The following is a 15,940-nucleotide window of genomic DNA, read 5'->3' on the forward strand; positions in this document are numbered from 1 at the left end:
GGACTTATCCGGTTCGCTTTGCGCGGCGGGCTGGTGTCAGGAGTTGCGGGGGAGTTTTTCCAGCCAGTCCGCGATGGCGTCGATCGGCTCCTGCCAGCGGGCGTCGAGCATCAGGTCGTGGCCCATGCCCGGGAAGAGCAGCGGCGAGCCGCCGTAGCGGCGGGCCACCCACTCCAGCGCCGAGCCGGACACCACCCGGTCGTCCGGGCTGCCCACGACCAGCACCGGCGGGTTGCCGACCGGCGCCTCCGGCTGGCGGCGGCGCAGCAGCTGCCGCTGGGCGCCCCGCGGGACCCGTTGCAGCCGCTGGGTGTATGCCTGGGCCTGGTTGTCCGGCAGCGCCCGGCTGAACAGCTGCTCGCGCCGCAGCGCCACCCGCCCGCCGAACACCCCCGGCAGGGTGCCCATCGGGTTGCGCCCGAGCAGGCCGAACGCCGTACCGAGGCCGCCGAAGACCGGGGCGACCAGCACGCCGGCGCGCACCGGGTAGCGGGCCATCGCCATCGCCACGACCAGCGCGCCCGCGCCGTGCCCGATGAGGACGGCCTGCCTGGGTAGCGCGGCGGCGACCTGGGTGACGTCGTGGACGTAGTCGCGCAGCCGGGCGTCCGGCGCGGCTTCACTCCCGCCGAGGCCGCGCAGGCTCATGGCGTACGCCGGGAAGCCCCGCTCCGCCACGTGCTCCAGCCAGTGCGCGGCAAAGGCCCACGCGCCGTGGCCGAACCCGGGCACGAAGAGCACCGGGGAAGCGGTACCGCGGCCGGAGGAAGGCTCGGCGTCGAGCACCTCGCGGCGCACCGGCTTGGGCGGGTCGGACCACTCGTCCGCTCGCATCACGCGCGTGGTCAACGGACCGCCTCCAGCTCGTGCAGGGTCTTCTCCAGCTCCTGCAGGTACACGAAGTGGCTCACCTCGAACCAGTGCCGGGTCGAGTCGGTGACCTTCCGAGCAGAGTAGCGGCGGTCGCCGTCGGCGCGCAGCCGCGCCCAGATCGCCTGCGCCCGGTCCGGCGCCGCGTCGAGCACGCGCAGCCACTGGGCGATGAGCACCGCCTGCCAGTGTGACAGCGTGAACAGCGCCGAGTCGGGCTGCAGCAGGCCCGCGACGGCGAGCGTCGGGTGCGTGCGGGAGAGCATCTGCAGGGCCAGCCGCGGGCGCCCGGCCGAGTCGGTGGACAGCAACTCGGGGGCCAGGAACTCGAAGCGCGGCAGGTACCCGGTGGCCATGACGACCAGGTCGGGGTCGATCACCCGCCCGTCGGCGAGCACGACCTCGTGCGGCTCGAAGTGTTTGACATCTGGTACGGCCGTGACGTCGCCGTGGCCGAGGTAGTACGGCAGCTGACTGTTGACCAGCGGGTGCATCTCGAGGACTCCGTGCTCCGGCTTCGGCAGCCCGAACCGGGTCAGATCCCCCACCGTCATATTGATCGTGCGGTGCAGCAGCCACTGGCGCAGCCCGGTCGGCAGCCGCATCCCGAGCAGCCGGTCGTTGACCTGGTCGGACGGGCGGCCGAGGGCGAATTTGGGGGCGAACCAGTACCCGCGCCGGGTCGAGTGCCAGCACTTGGCCGCCTGCTGCGCCGCCTCGACGGCGATGTCACAGCCGGAGTTGCCGGCCCCGATCACCAGCACCTTGCGCCCGCGCAGCTGGGCGGCGTCCTTGTACTGACTGGCGTGGATGACCTTGCCGCGGAAGTCGGCCAGACCGTCGTAGTCGGGCATCTTCGGCGACCAGTTGTGCCCGTTGGCGGCGACGACCGCGGAGTACCGCATGGTCCGCGGCGCACCGCCCCGCGAGCCCTTCACGGTGACGTCCCACCGCGGCGGCCCTCCCCCGGCGTCGTCGGCCGGCTCCACCCGGGCCACCTCGGTGCCGAACCAGATGTGCTCCCGCAGCCCGAAGTGGTCCGCGTAGCGCTCGAAGTAGGCGAGCATCTGCGTGTGGTGCGGGTAGTCGGGCCAGTCGTCGGGCATCGGGAAGTCGGGGAACTGGGTGAAGGGCTTCGACGAGATCAGATGGGTGCTGGCGTACACCGGGCTGCGGTCGTGCCGCCAGTTCCACCCGCCGCCGACGCCGGTCTCGCGCTCGTAGCAGTCCACGCCGAACCCGGCCTCGCGGAGGTTCTTGATCGCGGCCAACCCGGTCCCACCGGCCCCGATGACGCAGACGGTGTCGCCCCGGTCGTACACCGGCTCGCCGTCCCGCCAGTGCGTGGCATTCCCGGCAAGATCGTCGAACCGGCCGTCAACACTCACCGCGTAGCCTCCACTCCCCGCCGCCCTCGCGCGCAGATCCTCTCCACGAACCACCGTTTTGTCCAGTCGCCACCGTGTGGCCATAATGTGTGGCATGAGCCTCTCGTACGAGGAGCGCATCCCGTGGACAGTCCCGGAGACGCTGGACGAGCTGACCGGCCCCACCCACGGCGTCGTCCACCTGCCCAAGCATCTGGACTGGTCGGAGCAGCGCGTCTACGACCTGGACGACCCGAAGGACCTCGGCGTGATGTACGAGGTCGTCATCCGTGAGGCCGCCACACCCGCCGACCTGGATCGCTACCTCGACGCCGCGACCCTGCGTCGGATCTGGCGGCGTCTCTGGCTGCCCCGCACCGTTCGCACGCTGTGGGAGGCCCGCTTCGACGACCTACGCGCGGTGGCATAGCGGATGCTGCCGCTGCATTCCCGGATGGCCCGGGCGGCGCTGCGCGCGATCGACACCTGGGGTTTCTGCCTCGCCGGCGGCTACGCCATGCAGGCGCACGGCTTCACCAACCGCTACTCCGATGACGTCGATCTGTTCACAACCATGGCCCAGGCCAAGCACTTCCCGAGAGCGGTCCGGGCGGTCACCAAGGCGCTGGCCGAGGAGGGCCTGACCAGCGAGATCACCCGGCGGTTCGAGACGTACGCCCGCTTCGACGTGACCGATCCGGTCACCGGCGAGACCACCCACCTCGAGCTCGGCGCCGACTGGCGCTCACAGGACCCGGTGGCTTGGGTCATCGGCCCGGTGCTGCACCCCGACGACGCGGTGGCCAACAAGGTCACAGCGCTGTACGGGCGGGCCGCGTTCCGTGACTTCGTCGACGTCCACGCGGCGCTGACCGACGGGCGCTACAGCGGCGACGATCTGCTCCGGCTCGGCGCGGAGCAGGACCGGGGCTTCGACCCGCGGATGTTCGCCGCGGCGCTGCGGTCCATCGACCGGTTCGGAGAGCTGGCGTACCGGGTGTACGACCTGTCGGACGAGCAGGGCGAGGCGATCGCCGCGCGGATGCTCGCCTGGGCCGACGAGATCGAGCAGCGGTTCCCGGGTTAGGCGTCGGTTCGCGGGTTAGGCGTCGAGTTCCAGGTCGGCGACGATCGGGAGGTGGTCGCTGGCGGCGCGGGTGGCCGGGGTGTCGATCACGGTGTACTGCAGGACCGTGATGCGTGGGTCGACGAAGATCGCGTCGAGGCGGTCGCGGGGGGCCGTGGACGGGAAGGTCGGGCGCTCGTCGGGGCCGGCGGCGTCGGTGAGGCCGTCGGCGATCATGCGCCAGGCGGCGCCGCCGGAGTTTTCGTTCAGGTCGCCGGCGAAGAGGAGGGGGTCGGGGACCTCGTCCAGATGCTGCTTGAGCAACGCTGCCTGGGCGGGGCGCTCGGCGGCGTCGGTCGATAGGTGGGAGCCGGCGACGACGAACGTCGTGCGGGCCACGCGGCACCGCACGAAGGCGGCGCCGCGCATGTGCCGGCCGGGGGTCAGCGGGTAGCGCAGGTTCCAGTCGGTGAGGGCGCGGACCCGCAGGTTGGTCAGGATCAGGTTGCCCAGCGCCGGCAGGCCGCCGCCGCCCACGACCAGCTCGAGGTCGCGGGCCAGGTCGGCCGATTTCTGCCGCCACCGGAAGCGGCGCGGCGCCTCCTGCAGGACGGCCACGTCGGGCGCGGCCTCGCGCACGGCCTCGGCGAGGGCGCGCCGGTCGTCTTTGCCGCCGTGCACGTTGTACGACAGGATCCTGATCTTCGTCATGTGCCAAACCTCAGGTACGAGCCAGATCCGCCGCGCCCGCCACGCCGGCCCGGTTGCCCATGAGGGCCGGCCGGACCTCGGCCACGGGTAGACGGCCGCGCTGGGCGAGTTGTTCCTCGTAGCTCGCCCGGGCCGGCTTGAGCAGCAGGTCGCCGGCCTCGATCACGCCGCCGCCGACCACGATGACCTGCGGGTCCAGGGTCTGGACGATGTCGGCGAAGGCGACGCCGATCCAGCGGCCGATCTGCTCGAAGGCGCCCATCGCGACCGGGTCGCCGAGGCGGGCGGCCTGCGTGATGGCCGGGCCGTCGATCGCCTCCGGCTTGCCGCCGGCCAGCGCGAGCAGCTGCTCGGCGGCCTCGGGGCGGGCGGTGGCGTCGGCGCGGGCGAAGCGGACCAGGGCCTTGCCGCTGGCGTACTGCTCCAGGCAGCCGTGCCGGCCGCAGCCGCACGGGTGGCCGCCGGGCACCATCATCGAGTGGCCGAGCTCCCCGGCCACGCCGTGGGCGCCGCGCAGCAGCCGGCCGCCGAAGATGATCCCGCCGCCGATGCCGGTGCCGACGGTGTACAGCACCATCGAGTCGTCGGCGTCGTGCGCGGCGCCGAAGCGGAACTCGGCCCACGCCGCCGCGTTGCCGTCGTTCTCCACCACCACCGGCAGGCCCACGGCGGCCTGGATCTTCTCCCGCAGGGGCTCGTTGCGCCAGGCCAGGTTGGGCGCGAACTGCACGATCGAGCGCGTCTCGTCGACCCAGCCGGCCGCGCCGATGCCGACGGCCGCGATCTCGTGTCCGGCGGTCAGCTCCTTGATCACGTCGACGATGCGGTCGGCGACCTCGCCCGGATCCTGCGCCGGGGTGTCGCGCCGCGTCTCCACGAGCACGTCGCCCGCGGTGTCGACGACACCGCCGAGCACCTTGGTACCGCCGATGTCGACGCCGATGGTCAGCCCCACTGCGGCTAGCTCCTCTCCTGCCGGCCCGCGCCGGTGCCGGGGTCATCCTCTGCGACGTCGCTGTCGGCGGCTTGCTGTGCGGTGGCGGAGTGCCACACGTCCGGCCCCTCGGCGGAGGCCGGCGCTTCGGCGGTACCCCCCGGAGCCTTGAAACTCGCGGAAGCGCGCTCACCGAACGCCCTCAGCACCGACGCTACGCCGGCGGCGAGGTCCCCGGCGCCGGTGGCCAGCCGCTCGGCGAAGTCGGGATCGGGGTCCCGGGCGGCGGCGATGGCCTTGCACAGGGGGCAGACGCAGCACTCGGCCGAGCCGGTGGCGAATCCGGTGGTACTGCGCGCGGCCATGGACATCGCGGCGAGCGCGGCCGCGACCAGGCGCTCGGCCTCCTCGCGCGGTTCCCTCATCACGAGCCCTCGACCCGCCGCTTGAGCTCCTTGAGAGCCGCTTCCATGATCATCTTCTCGGCCTTGCGCTTGAACATCCCGAGCATCCCGATCGCCAGCTCCACCGATAGCGAATAGGTGACCGTGGAGGTCCCGTCGGGGTTGCCGGTAATGTCGTAGGAGCCGTCCTGCTGCTTCTGCACCTTCGACGGTGCCACGAGGCTCCACTGGATGCGACTCAGGTCCTCGGCGTATTCATACTGCAAGGTGTACTCATCAGACACCGGACCCGAATCAAGCACGAAGTGGACCTGACTGGCGTAACCGTCCTCGTATTCCTCGACCACCTCGATCGACTTCACCGCCGCGACCCACTCCGGATAGCGCGGGAAGTCGGCGATGACCGCGGCGACCCGGTCCGGGGGCGCGGCAATGATGATCGACTGGGTCGAAGTGTCGGCCATGCGTGGCAGGCTACCTCTGCCGCCGGGACCGCGGAGCGTCGGCTCGCCGCCTGGCGGGCGCCCGCAGAAGCGGGTATGCCTACGGGTAGGTTGCCGGTTACGGAAACAGAGCTGGAACATTCAGGAGCAAGGAGCCGGACGTGCGCGAGTTCTCCGTACCCGCCGCGGTCACCATCGCCGAGACGGCCACGCTGACCGACCCGGTCTGGGACAACGCGGCCGAGGCCCCCGACGACGTGCAGTTCCAGCGCCTGGTGGACGGCCGGTGGCAGGACGTCACCTGCGCGCAGTTCCTCGAGCAGGTCGTGGCCCTGGCCCGGGGCCTGCTGGCGGCCGGCATCGAGCCGGGCGAGCGGGTGGCGCTGATGAGCAAGACCCGCTACGAGTGGACGCTCGTCGACTACGCGATCTGGACCTGCGGCGCGGTCACCGTGCCGATCTACGAGACCTCCAGCCCCGAGCAGGTGGCGTGGATCCTGCAGGACTCCGGCGCGGTGGCGTGCTTCGTGGAGACCGAAGCGCACCGCGAGGCGGTCCAGCAGGTGCACGACCGGGCCCCGGCGCTGGCGCACGTGTGGCAGATCGAGGGCGAGCGCGGCGCGATCGAGCAGCTCGTCGCCGAGGGCGGGGCGGTGCCCCGGGAGGACGTCGACCGGCGGCGTACCGCCACCAAGGCGGAGGATCTCGCGACGGTCATCTACACCAGCGGTACCACCGGGCGCCCCAAGGGCTGCATGATCACCCACCGCAACATGCTCTCCGACATCGACAACGCCATCCCGGAGATGCGCGCGCTGTTCAACCCGGGCGCGCGCACCCTGCTGTTCCTGCCGCTGGCGCACTCCTTCGCCCGGCTGATCCAGATCGGGGTGATCGGGGCCCGGGCCACGCTCGGCCACACCGCCGACACGAAGAACCTGGCGGAGGTGCTGCAGAGCTTCCGGCCGACGTTCGTGCTGTCCGTGCCGCGGGTGTTCGAGAAGGTGTACAACACCGCCAAGCAGCGCGCCCAGGCCGACGGCAAGGGGTCGATCTTCGACCGCGCGGAGCGGGTGGCGATCGACTACAGCGCGTCGCCCTCGCCGGGCCTGCTGCTCAAGGCGCAGCACGCGCTGTTCGACCGGCTGGTGTACAGCAAGCTGCGGGCCGCGCTGGGCGGGCAGTGCGGGCTCGCCATCTCCGGCGGGGCGCCGCTGGGCGAGCGTCTGGCGCACTTCTTCCGCGGCATCGGCGTGACGGTCTACGAGGGGTACGGGCTGACCGAGACCTCCCCGGCGACCAACGTCAACCGCGCGAGCGGCATGAAGATCGGCACGGTCGGCCGCCCGCTGCCCGGGGTGACGATCCGCATCGCCGACGACGGCGAGATCCTGGTCCAGGGCGACATCGTGTTCAAGGGGTACTGGAACAACCCCGACGCCACCCGCGAGGCGATCGACGACGACGGCTGGTTCCACACCGGCGACCTCGGCGAGCTCGACGACGACGGCTTCCTGCGCATCACCGGCCGCAAGAAGGAGATCATCGTCACGGCCGGCGGCAAGAACGTCGCCCCGGCGGTGCTGGAGGACGCGGTCCGGGCCCACGCGCTGGTCAGCCAGTGCATGGTCATCGGCGACCGCAAGCCGTTCATCGCCGCGCTGGTCACCATCGACCCCGACGCCCTGCCGGCCTGGAAGCGCGCCAACGGCAAGCCCGAGGACGCCGACATCGCCGACCTGGTCGACGACGCGCAGCTGCGCGCCGAGATCCAGAAGGCGGTCGACGAGGCCAACCTGGCCGTGTCCAAGGCCGAGGCCATCAAGGTGTTCCGTATCCTGCCCCGGGACTTCACCGAGGCGACCGGCGAGCTCACTCCGTCGTTGAAGGTGAAGCGGAACGTCGTCATGAAGGAGTACTCCGGCGACATCGCCGCGATCTACGAGCGCTGAAGGATTCGCAGTTGACGGACCTGCCGGCCCCGCAGTCACCGGGTGCCCGCCCCCGAAAGACCGTCGTCGCCGTCCGCGTGGTCATGCTTGCCCTCGCCGCCGTGCTGCTGCTCAGCGACGGCGTGCGCCTGGCCGAGCTGCTCTGGCTCGCGCTGCTGCTCGCGGCGGCGGTCATCGCCACCGCCGCGCCGCCCGCGCACGACGTGGCCCGGCTGGGGCGCACCGCGGAGGTGCTGATCACCGCGTTCGCGGCCTCGACGCTCAACGGGGACGCCCGGGCGATGCTGGTGTACCTCCCGGTGCCCATCGTCGCCGCCGCGCTCACCGAGGGCCGCCGGATGGCCGGGGTGTACCTGGGCGCGGCCGCCGCGCTGCTGGTCATCGGCGGCGCGGCCGGGAAGCGCCTGGACGACCGGGACTACCTGATCTCGGGCGCCGAGTGGCTCGTGCTGAGCGCGGTGGCCGCGTTCCAGTTCACGATCCTGCAGCGGTTCCTGCTGGCCCGCCGCCCCAGCGACACGCCGCAGCCCTACGCCGAGGCGACCCGCCTGCTGACCCAGCTGCGCAGCGTGGCCCGGCAGCTGCCCGGCGCCACCCTCGACCCCGGCGGCCTGGCCGAGCACCTGCTCGACGAGGTCCGCGCGCTGGTACCGGGGACCCGCGGCGCGGTGCTGTCCGGCAGCGGCGGCGGCCGGCTCGTCGTGCTGGCCCAGGCCGGCGTCGAGCGCCTGGACTGGGAGACCGCGCTGGACACCGAGAGCGCCGTCGCCGACTCCTGGGCCACCCAGCAGCCGGTCGTCTCCGGCCGCTCCCAGGCCCGCTCGGTGAGCAGCCGGCAGAGCATCTCCTCGATGGTCGTGCCGCTCATCGCCGGCGTGCGCACCGTCGGGCTGATCGTGCTCGAGAGCGACGAGTCCGGGGCGTACCCGGCGGCGATGGTCGCCAAGGTCCAGTCGCTCACCGGCCCCGCCGCGGTGCGCCTGGAGGCCGCGCTGCTGTTCGAGGAGGTCCGCTCGCTGGCCACCACCGAGGAGCGGCAGCGGCTGGCCCGTGAGATCCACGACGGCGTCGCCCAGGAGCTGGTCATGGTCGGCTACGGCATCGACAACGCCGTCGCCGCCCTGCCCAACGCCAACGCCGCCGAGGAGGAGCTGCGCGTCCTGCGGGCCGAGGTCACCCGGGTCATCACCGAGCTGCGGCTGTCGCTGTTCGAGCTGCGCAGCGAGGTCGACCGGTACGGCGGGCTGATCGCCGCCATCGCCGACTATGCCCGCACCGTCGGCGCCTCCGCGGGCCTGCGGGTACACCTCTCACTCGACGAGACCACCGCCCGGCTGCCCGCCGCGGTCGAGGCGGAACTGTTGCGCATTGCCCAAGAAGCCATCACAAACGCGCGGAAACATGCCGGCGCGGAGAATCTTTGGGTAACGTGCGCGGTCGATCCACCGTTCGCACAGGTTGAAATCTCCGACGATGGCAGCGGCATCGGTGAGAACCGCCCGGACGGGCGCTATGGTCTTGCGATCATGGCCGAGAGGGCGGAACGTATCCGGGGCCGGTTGGAGATCACGCCGCGCGTGCCGAATGGGACCACAGTGGCGGTTGTGCTCGGAACCGCACCGCGTGCGCGGTAGCGTGAAGGCACCCAGAGGGAGAGAGCACCGGGAATGTCTACTACCGCGAGCCCGACGGCACGCACCAAAGTGCTGCTCGTCGACGACCACGATCTCATTCGCCGAGGACTGCGGCACGCCTTTGAGCGCGACCGCCAGTTCGAGGTGGTCGGCGAGGCCGCCACGGCCGCGGAGGCGATCCGCCAGGCCGGCGCCCTGCAGCCCGACGTCGTGATCATGGACCTCCGACTGCCCGACGGCAGCGGGCTGGAGGCCACCCGCGCCCTGCGCAAGACGAGCAACAGCATGGGCATCGTCGTGCTGACCATGTATGCCGGCGACGACCAGCTCTTCGGCGCGCTGGAGGCCGGCGCCTCGGCCTTCGTGCCCAAGACCGCCCCGGCCGACGAGGTCGTTGCGGCCGCCCGGCACGCGGCCTCGGCCCCGAGCGCGTTCACGGCGGCCGACCTGGCCGAGGCGATGAAGCGCCGGCTGGCCCCGAGCGGCCCGCAGCTGTCCCCGCGCGAGGGCCAGGTCCTGCGCCTGCTCGCCGACGGCATGAGCGTGGCCGGCATCGCCAAGCAGCTGTTCGTCTCGGAGTCCACGGCGAAGACGCACATCTCGAAGCTCTACGAGAAGCTCGGCGCGGCGAACCGCGCCCAGGCCCTCATGACGGCGCTGCGCCTGGGCCTGCTCGAGGCGCCCGACGCCCCCAGTTTCTGATTGTTCCGCTTCTGATTGCTTCTACTTCTGATTACTTCTGCTTCTGATTGTTTCCGCCCGGATCGACGGGCGGATCGGTCCCACCACGACCTTGAGCGCTGTTCCTGCCCGGATCGGCGTTCTACCCCCGGATCGACGTTTTACCCGAATCGCGCGGAACGGCCGGCTCCCGAACTAACCCCCGGCAGCCGGCCGCGCCATTCCCGGAATGGCGTCGCCCGTTTTCCGTATTGTCGTGGGCTGATCGGTCATTCCTGTGCAAGTAGTCTGTGCAATCTCGCCGCCTGCGTTTCCCAGCGCCACTCGGATTCGACCCAGGCCCGCCCGGCGGCGCCCATTCGCGCGGCCAGCGGCCGGTCCCGCAGCAGCGTGACGACCCGGTCGGCGACGGCTTTGAGGTCCCGCCCGTTCACCACGAACCCGGTCTCCCCTTCGCGCACCGCGTCGGGCGCGCCGCCGGAGTCCCCGGCCACGACCGGCAGCCCGGTGGCGGACGCCTCGAGGTACACGATGCCGAGCCCCTCGACGTCGAGCCCGTTGCGCCGGGTCCGGCACGGCATGGCGAAGACGTCGCCCGCCGCGTAGTGTGCCGGCAGTTCGTCCCAGCCGACGGACCCGGTGAAGACGACGTCACGCGCGGCCAGTTCCTCGCGCACGAGCCGCTCCAGCTGGTCCCGGTACGGCCCGCCCCCGACCACGAGCAGCGCCGCATCTCGGATTTTTCGGGAAATTTCGCGAAATGCGAGGATCAGCGCGTCTTGTCCCTTTCGGGGCACGAGCCGGGACACGCACACGACCACCGGGCGATCCTTCAGCCCGTACCGCTCCCGGATCTCCTCCCCGTCGACCTTGGGCGAGTAGGTGTCCACGTCCACTCCGGGCGCGAGCCGCTCCAGCGCGGTCAGCTCGCCGATGGCCCGCTGGAGCCGGACCCGGGTGTACTCCCCCAGGTACGTGACGACGTCGGTCGACCGCCCGATCCGCCGCAGCAGACCGCGCGCCCCCGGCAGCGCCGCCCAGCCCACCTCGTGCCCGTGGGTCATGGCAACGACCCGCTCCACCCCGCCCCGCCGCCGCAGCCCGTCGGCCAGCAGCCCGAGCGGCGCCGCCGCCCCGAACCACACCCGGTCACACTCACGCTCCCGCGCGATCTGCGCCGCCCGCCACGCCACCTGCGGCGTGGGCAACAGCATCCCGGTGTCTTCCCGCACCACTTCGAAAGGCTGCGCGGCGTCGAACGCGGCCGCCCCTTCCCAGCTGGACGCGTAGACGACGAGCTGGTTCGCCGGCACTCGAACCGCCAGATTATGGACAAACTGCTGAATCCCCCCGGGCCGCGGCGGGAAGTCGTTGGTGATCAGCAGCGCCTTCATACCGTCCATCCTGGCCGCCTCTTCGCCCCGCTCAACCACGGGGTGACCGTTCCGCCCTTACCCCTCACCCCCGCTTCCCACTCCCAATGATCAACGCACCCGACGCGGTTCAGCCCCCGTGAGCAGGCCCTCGGCCCGCCGCCGGAGCCCCCACGGCTCGCCAACGACTGTCGCCGACCGAAACTCTCCGCGATCATGCATCCCGCAGCCCCGTTACACCAGGTTTCCGACAACCACGGAGACTTATGGTACCTATAGGTACATTTCCACTCCGCGATCATGAAAACGGCGCGTTACCGACCCGGCCCGTGCATGATCCCGGAGACTTACGACCGCCAGCGCGATGTATGAGCCTGACGTGTCCCGCACAGACCGGCCCGGCACCGCATGATGCCCGCCAGCACCACGTGGTGCCCGGCCCTCGCGTCCCAACACGTGTGGGGCGGGCGCGATCGGCAATCACGTCCCACCCGCCGGGCGGCTGGACGCCACGCAGCACGGCGCAGCGACCGAAACTCTCCGCGATCATGCACAACCGGCGTCGACACCAACGGTTTTTCATGATCACGGAGCGCTGATGTACCCCCGTGTACCACAAGTCTCCGGGATCATGACAAACCCGGCGTGCGGTCACCGCAGACATCATGATCACGGAGACATACGTCCGGCCCGGCCGCGCAGATCGGATGGCACGCGCCCAACGGGTGCGACACCCGCACCGCCGCGCCGCGCCGAAGCGGGGCCGACGCGAAGCGGGGCCGGGCCGGTGCGGGGCGGGGCCGGGCCAGGGCGGGGCCGGGCGGGGCCGGTGCGGGGCCGGGCCAGGGCGGGGCCGGGCCAGGGCGGGGCCGGGCCAGGGCGGGGCCGGGCCAGGGCGGGGCCGGGCCAGGGCGGGGCCGGGCCAGGGCGGGGCCGGGCCAGGGCGGGGCCGGGCCAGGGCGGGGCCGGGCCAGGGCGGGGCCGGGCCAGGGCGGGGCCGGGCCAGGGCGGGGCCGGGCCAGGGCGGGGCCGGGCCAGGGCGGGGCCGGGCCAGGGCGGGGCCGGTGCGGGGCCGGTGCGGGGCCGGGCGGGGCCGGGCCGAGGGCGAGGCCAGGTCGGGCGGTGATGAGGCGAGGCCGAGGCCGGGCCAGGCGGCGCCGGGGGCGAGACGGTGCCAGCGGAAGAGCGGGGGGCTGGGCCAGGCCGCCGGGCAAGGCGAGGCCAGGCCAGCCGGGACTGGGCCGGGGCGAGACGGGCCGGCCCGGGCCGGGGCCAGGCCAGCCGGCGCCCGGGCGAAGCGAGACCGGCGGAGGAGCAGGCCGGGCCGGGGGGCGAGGCGGCGCCGGAGCGAGGCCAGCCGAGGGCGGAGCGGGGCCAGGCCGGGCGAGGCGAGTCCGAGGGCGGAGCGGGGCCAGGCGAGGCGAGGGCGGGGCGGGGCGGGGGCAGGCCGGGGCGAAGCGGCGCTGGGGCGAGGGCGGGCGGGGTTAGGGGTGGGTGCGGGACCAGGCGCGGGCGGCGGCCATGCGTTGGACGGCGGTGGGGTGGGAGCCGAACAGGAACTGTTCGACGGGGTTTGGGTCTGGGTCGCCTAGGTTGACCAGGGCCAGGCGGCCCTGCATGGCTTCGAACTCGGCTGGGTCGTGGGTGAGTTGGAGGGCGTGCTCGTCGGCGCGGGCCTCGACGCGGCGGGAGATCAGAGCCTGGGCCGGGCCAGTCAGCAGGGCGGCGACCGTGGCCAGGGCTAGGAGCAGGGCGATGGCGCGGGGCTCGGCGATGGAGTCGACGCGGGCCAGGCGGAGCAGGGCGGACCAGGCGCCCAGCAGGTAGAGGGCGCAGACCGCGGCCGCGGCGCCCAGTGCGCCGAGGAGGGTGCCGGTCAGGACGTCGCCGGACTTGGCGTGGCCGAGCTCGTGGGCGACCACCGACTCGACCTCGGCCGGTGGGGCCTTCTCCAGCAGCGTGTCGTAGACGACGATGCGGCGGGTCGGGCCGAGGCCGGAGACGTAGGCGTTGACGGCGCGGGTGCGGCGGGAGGCGTCGGCGATCAGCACATCGCGGACCGGGACGCCGTCGCGGGCGGCCAGGTCCATCAGGCGGGTGCGCTGCTCGCCCGGTGGCATCGGGGTGAACTTGTTGAAGATCGGCTCGACCAGAACCGGGAAGACGAAGCTGAGCAGGATGGCGAGCGCCGCCGCGCCGGTGGCGGCCCAGGCCCACCACCAGCGCGGGGCGAAGTGGGTGATGGTGAAGAAGCCGACGAGGACGATGGCGCCGATGACGGCGCCGACCGCATAGCCCTTGAGCAGGTCGACGGTCCAGCCGCCCCAGCCCTGGGTGGACAGGCCGTAGCGGCGCAGGATCGACTGGCGCCAGGCCGACACCGGCAGCGCGACCACCTCGCCGACCAGGGTGACGGCGAAGCCGCCGAGCAGTGCCCGGGCCAGCCAGTGGCCGCCGAACGGGCGGCCGGCCTGCTCGACGATCCAGGCGCCGGCCGGGGTCAGGCCGAGCAGGAGCGCGATGACGAGCCCCAGGCCCAGCGACAGGTAGGTGCCGGGGCGCAGCGCCGCGTGAAACGCCCGCCCCTGGGCGACGGCGTCGTGGGGCAGCGTGTCGAGCGCGGCGAGCTGGTCGGGGCGCGGTGCGGGTGGCGCCGTCCACGGCACCCGCAGCAGCGCGACGGCGGCCGCCGCGACGAGCAGCACCACGAGCGTGATCGCGGCCCAGAGGCGAGGGGTCATCGCGACAGCCTATGCGGCCCGGCCGCGCCGGCGCCGGGGCGCCGGGGCGGGGCTGACGGGCAGGGTCTCGAAGTGGGTGGGCTCGATCACCGTGACCTCGAACCCGGCCAGCTCGAACACCTCGATGGCGCGCACCTCCTCGGCGCCGAGCTGGTGGAACGCCGGCGGGGTGTCGAGCAGCAGGGTCACCACGCAGTCGCCGCACGCGGTGCCGCGCACCGAGCAGCCTTCGCAGTCGACGAGCATCGCTCCTCCAAAACCGATCCATCCGTGTCCATCCGTGGAGCCGGGTGAACTCGATGGGACTCACGGTAGCGGTGGGGTACGACAAAAAATGGAAACGCCCAGGTCAGGACCGTGATAGGCGGCGCAGGAGGGTGTCGGATGACAGCGGGTACGCCCCGTGGCGGCGCACCCCGTCGATGACCTCCTTGTCGGAGGAGATCACCACGATCGGCCGGCCGGCCGGCTCGGCCCGCACCAGGCGCCGGATCAGCTCGTCGGCGGTCTCGCCCTTCTTCGAGAACAGCACACGTACCCCCCGGGGAGCAGGCGGCAGCCCGTGCACCCGCTCGGCGCCGTCGAACACGACCGTGACCTCGGCCCTGGTCTGTGCCACCAGCCCGCCCACGCCCGTGATCAGCCGGTTGCGCTGCTGCTCGAGCGAGATCTCGGCGTACCCCTTCTTCGTGACGTTGTAACCATCGACGATCATGTGCGCCTTGGGCAGGCTCAGCAGCTGGTCGAGGCGGATCGGGTCGTCGGCGTCCAGCGCGCGGGCCGAGGCCGCGCCGGAGGCGTTCTCGGGGCGGTCGGCGGCGGTGTCGGCGACGAAGTCCGCGGGCAGCTTGTCGGTGGGGTCGAGGGCCAGCTCACGGCGGAGCCCGACGGCGGCCTGGCCGATCGTCTCCAGCAGCAGCCACAGCCGCGCGTCGTCGACCGCGCGGGCGTCCTTGGCGCTCTGCCGCTGCGCGCCGGCGGCGGTCTCGGCCTCGGCGAGCCGGGCGCGCAGCCGGCGCAGCTCGGCGTCGTGGTCGGCATTCGCCCTGGTGGCCCGGCCCTTCTCCGCGGCGAGCATGTCGGTGGCCTTGTGCTCCTTGGCCTGCGACTCGCGCAGTGCCTTGCCCAGCGCGCGGACCTCCTCGCGCAGGCCGGCCGCCTCGTCGCGCAGGCGGGCCAGCTCGTCGCGCAGCTTGTCGGCCTCGACGCGGGCCACCGCGCGATCGTGCTCGGCGCGGGCGAGGCGCTGCTCGATGTCGCGGACCCGCTCGGAGGCGATCGCGCCCTCGGCCTCGGCCCGCACGGTCTCGGTGGCGTCGGCGACCAGCGTGCGCCAGCCGTCGGGGCGGGCGAGATACGCCAGCGCCGCCACCTCCACCGGGTCGGCGGTGGTCGGCGCGCCGCCCTCGAGGATGGCGGTGCCCAGGTCACCGGCGTCCTCGACGACGCGCGTGGCGAGCCGCTGGCGCAGCAGCGGGTCGCCGGAGAGCTGCAGCGCGATCACCGGCCCGCCGAGGCGCGCGCGGCGGTTGGGCGCGAACTTCGCGACCCGCCGCAGGGGCATCGGCAGCTCCTCCAGCGGCAGGCTGGTCATGGCGCCCGCGGCGAGGGAGATCACCCGCTGCCGGACCACCTCGGGCAGGACGGGCTCCTGGTCATCCGCCGTTTGCGCAGGCGTAACCGCGGCCTCGACCTCGAGGCCGTCCGGAGCGTCATGCGCAGACATCACTCCAGTGTCGCATTGTCGACCACATTCGCCCGGGA

General features: G+C 72.7%; 15 protein-coding genes. 5 read left to right on the top strand and 10 right to left on the bottom strand.

From position 1 onward, the window contains the following. Positions 1 to 36: 36 nt before the first annotated feature. Together ACQPXD_RS45505 and ACQPXD_RS45510 are read right to left on the bottom strand one after the other, a co-directional pair. Positions 37 to 834 carry an alpha/beta hydrolase gene (locus ACQPXD_RS45505; protein ID WP_432829541.1) on the bottom strand — a complete coding sequence of 266 codons (798 nt, stop codon included), beginning with the start codon at positions 832 to 834 and terminating at the stop codon, positions 37 to 39. Positions 835 to 845: 11 nt separating this feature from the next. Next, entirely contained in the window at positions 846 to 2,258 is a 1,413-nt protein-coding gene (locus tag ACQPXD_RS45510; protein ID WP_432829543.1) for a flavin-containing monooxygenase, read from the bottom strand. A 94-nt stretch (positions 2,259 to 2,352) separates the two neighbouring features. On the opposite strand from ACQPXD_RS45510, the gene ACQPXD_RS45515 reads away from it, so the two are divergent. Both ACQPXD_RS45515 and ACQPXD_RS45520 read left to right on the top strand, forming a co-directional pair. Further along, the gene (locus ACQPXD_RS45515; protein ID WP_432829545.1) at positions 2,353 to 2,667 is read left to right on the top strand and encodes a hypothetical protein; all 315 of its coding nucleotides are present in this window, start codon (positions 2,353 to 2,355) and stop codon (positions 2,665 to 2,667) included. A gap of 3 nt (positions 2,668 to 2,670) precedes the next feature. Next, on the top strand, positions 2,671 to 3,324 hold the full coding sequence (locus ACQPXD_RS45520; protein ID WP_432829546.1) for a nucleotidyl transferase AbiEii/AbiGii toxin family protein: 654 nt from the start codon (positions 2,671 to 2,673) through the stop codon (positions 3,322 to 3,324). A gap of 15 nt (positions 3,325 to 3,339) precedes the next feature. On the opposite strand, the gene ACQPXD_RS45525 is transcribed toward ACQPXD_RS45520, so the two are convergent. Genes ACQPXD_RS45525 through ACQPXD_RS45540 form a run of 4 tightly spaced genes read right to left on the bottom strand, consistent with a single transcriptional unit; the run spans position 3,340 to position 5,816 of the window. After that, entirely contained in the window at positions 3,340 to 4,014 is a 675-nt protein-coding gene (locus ACQPXD_RS45525; RefSeq protein WP_432829548.1) for an endonuclease/exonuclease/phosphatase family protein, read from the bottom strand. Between the two features lie 10 nt (positions 4,015 to 4,024). Continuing rightward, positions 4,025 to 4,969: an ROK family glucokinase gene (locus ACQPXD_RS45530; protein ID WP_432829550.1), complete on the bottom strand. Its 945-nt coding sequence runs from the start codon at positions 4,967 to 4,969 to the stop codon at positions 4,025 to 4,027. Positions 4,970 to 4,974: 5 nt separating this feature from the next. Next, the gene (locus ACQPXD_RS45535; protein WP_432829552.1) at positions 4,975 to 5,373 is read right to left on the bottom strand and encodes a hypothetical protein; all 399 of its coding nucleotides are present in this window, start codon (positions 5,371 to 5,373) and stop codon (positions 4,975 to 4,977) included. Beyond that, positions 5,373 to 5,816: an SRPBCC family protein gene (locus tag ACQPXD_RS45540; protein WP_432829553.1), complete on the bottom strand. Its 444-nt coding sequence runs from the start codon at positions 5,814 to 5,816 to the stop codon at positions 5,373 to 5,375. Before ACQPXD_RS45540 ends, ACQPXD_RS45535 begins: the two co-directional genes overlap by 1 nt. Before the next feature lie 140 nt (positions 5,817 to 5,956). On the opposite strand from ACQPXD_RS45540, the gene ACQPXD_RS45545 reads away from it, so the two are divergent. From ACQPXD_RS45545 to ACQPXD_RS45555, 3 genes are read left to right on the top strand one after another with little or no spacing between them, the layout of a single operon-like run. After that, on the top strand, positions 5,957 to 7,747 hold the full coding sequence (locus ACQPXD_RS45545; protein ID WP_432829555.1) for an AMP-dependent synthetase/ligase: 1,791 nt from the start codon (positions 5,957 to 5,959) through the stop codon (positions 7,745 to 7,747). Between the two features lie 20 nt (positions 7,748 to 7,767). After that, positions 7,768 to 9,381 (top strand): sensor histidine kinase, encoded by a 1,614-nt coding sequence (locus tag ACQPXD_RS45550; protein WP_432844198.1) that lies wholly within the window; start codon positions 7,768 to 7,770, stop codon positions 9,379 to 9,381. 33 nt (positions 9,382 to 9,414) lie between these two features. Continuing rightward, positions 9,415 to 10,083 (top strand): response regulator transcription factor, encoded by a 669-nt coding sequence (locus ACQPXD_RS45555; protein WP_432829557.1) that lies wholly within the window; start codon positions 9,415 to 9,417, stop codon positions 10,081 to 10,083. A gap of 248 nt (positions 10,084 to 10,331) precedes the next feature. On the opposite strand, the gene ACQPXD_RS45560 is transcribed toward ACQPXD_RS45555, so the two are convergent. From ACQPXD_RS45560 to ACQPXD_RS45575, 4 genes are all read right to left on the bottom strand, one after another. Then, the gene (locus ACQPXD_RS45560) at positions 10,332 to 11,465 is read right to left on the bottom strand and encodes a glycosyltransferase family 4 protein (protein WP_432844200.1); all 1,134 of its coding nucleotides are present in this window, start codon (positions 11,463 to 11,465) and stop codon (positions 10,332 to 10,334) included. Positions 11,466 to 12,919: 1,454 nt separating this feature from the next. Further along, positions 12,920 to 14,176 (bottom strand): M48 family metallopeptidase, encoded by a 1,257-nt coding sequence (locus tag ACQPXD_RS45565; RefSeq protein ID WP_432829559.1) that lies wholly within the window; start codon positions 14,174 to 14,176, stop codon positions 12,920 to 12,922. Positions 14,177 to 14,185: 9 nt separating this feature from the next. After that, positions 14,186 to 14,422, bottom strand: coding sequence for a hypothetical protein (locus ACQPXD_RS45570; protein ID WP_432829561.1), 237 nt, complete (start codon positions 14,420 to 14,422; stop codon positions 14,186 to 14,188). A 103-nt stretch (positions 14,423 to 14,525) separates the two neighbouring features. Continuing rightward, entirely contained in the window at positions 14,526 to 15,902 is a 1,377-nt protein-coding gene (locus ACQPXD_RS45575) for an NYN domain-containing protein (protein WP_432829563.1), read from the bottom strand. Between the last annotated feature and the right edge of the window lie 38 nt (positions 15,903 to 15,940).

Source organism: Dactylosporangium sp. CA-092794 (assembly GCF_050948465.1).
In the GTDB taxonomy this organism is placed as follows: Bacteria; Actinomycetota; Actinomycetes; order Mycobacteriales; family Micromonosporaceae; genus Dactylosporangium.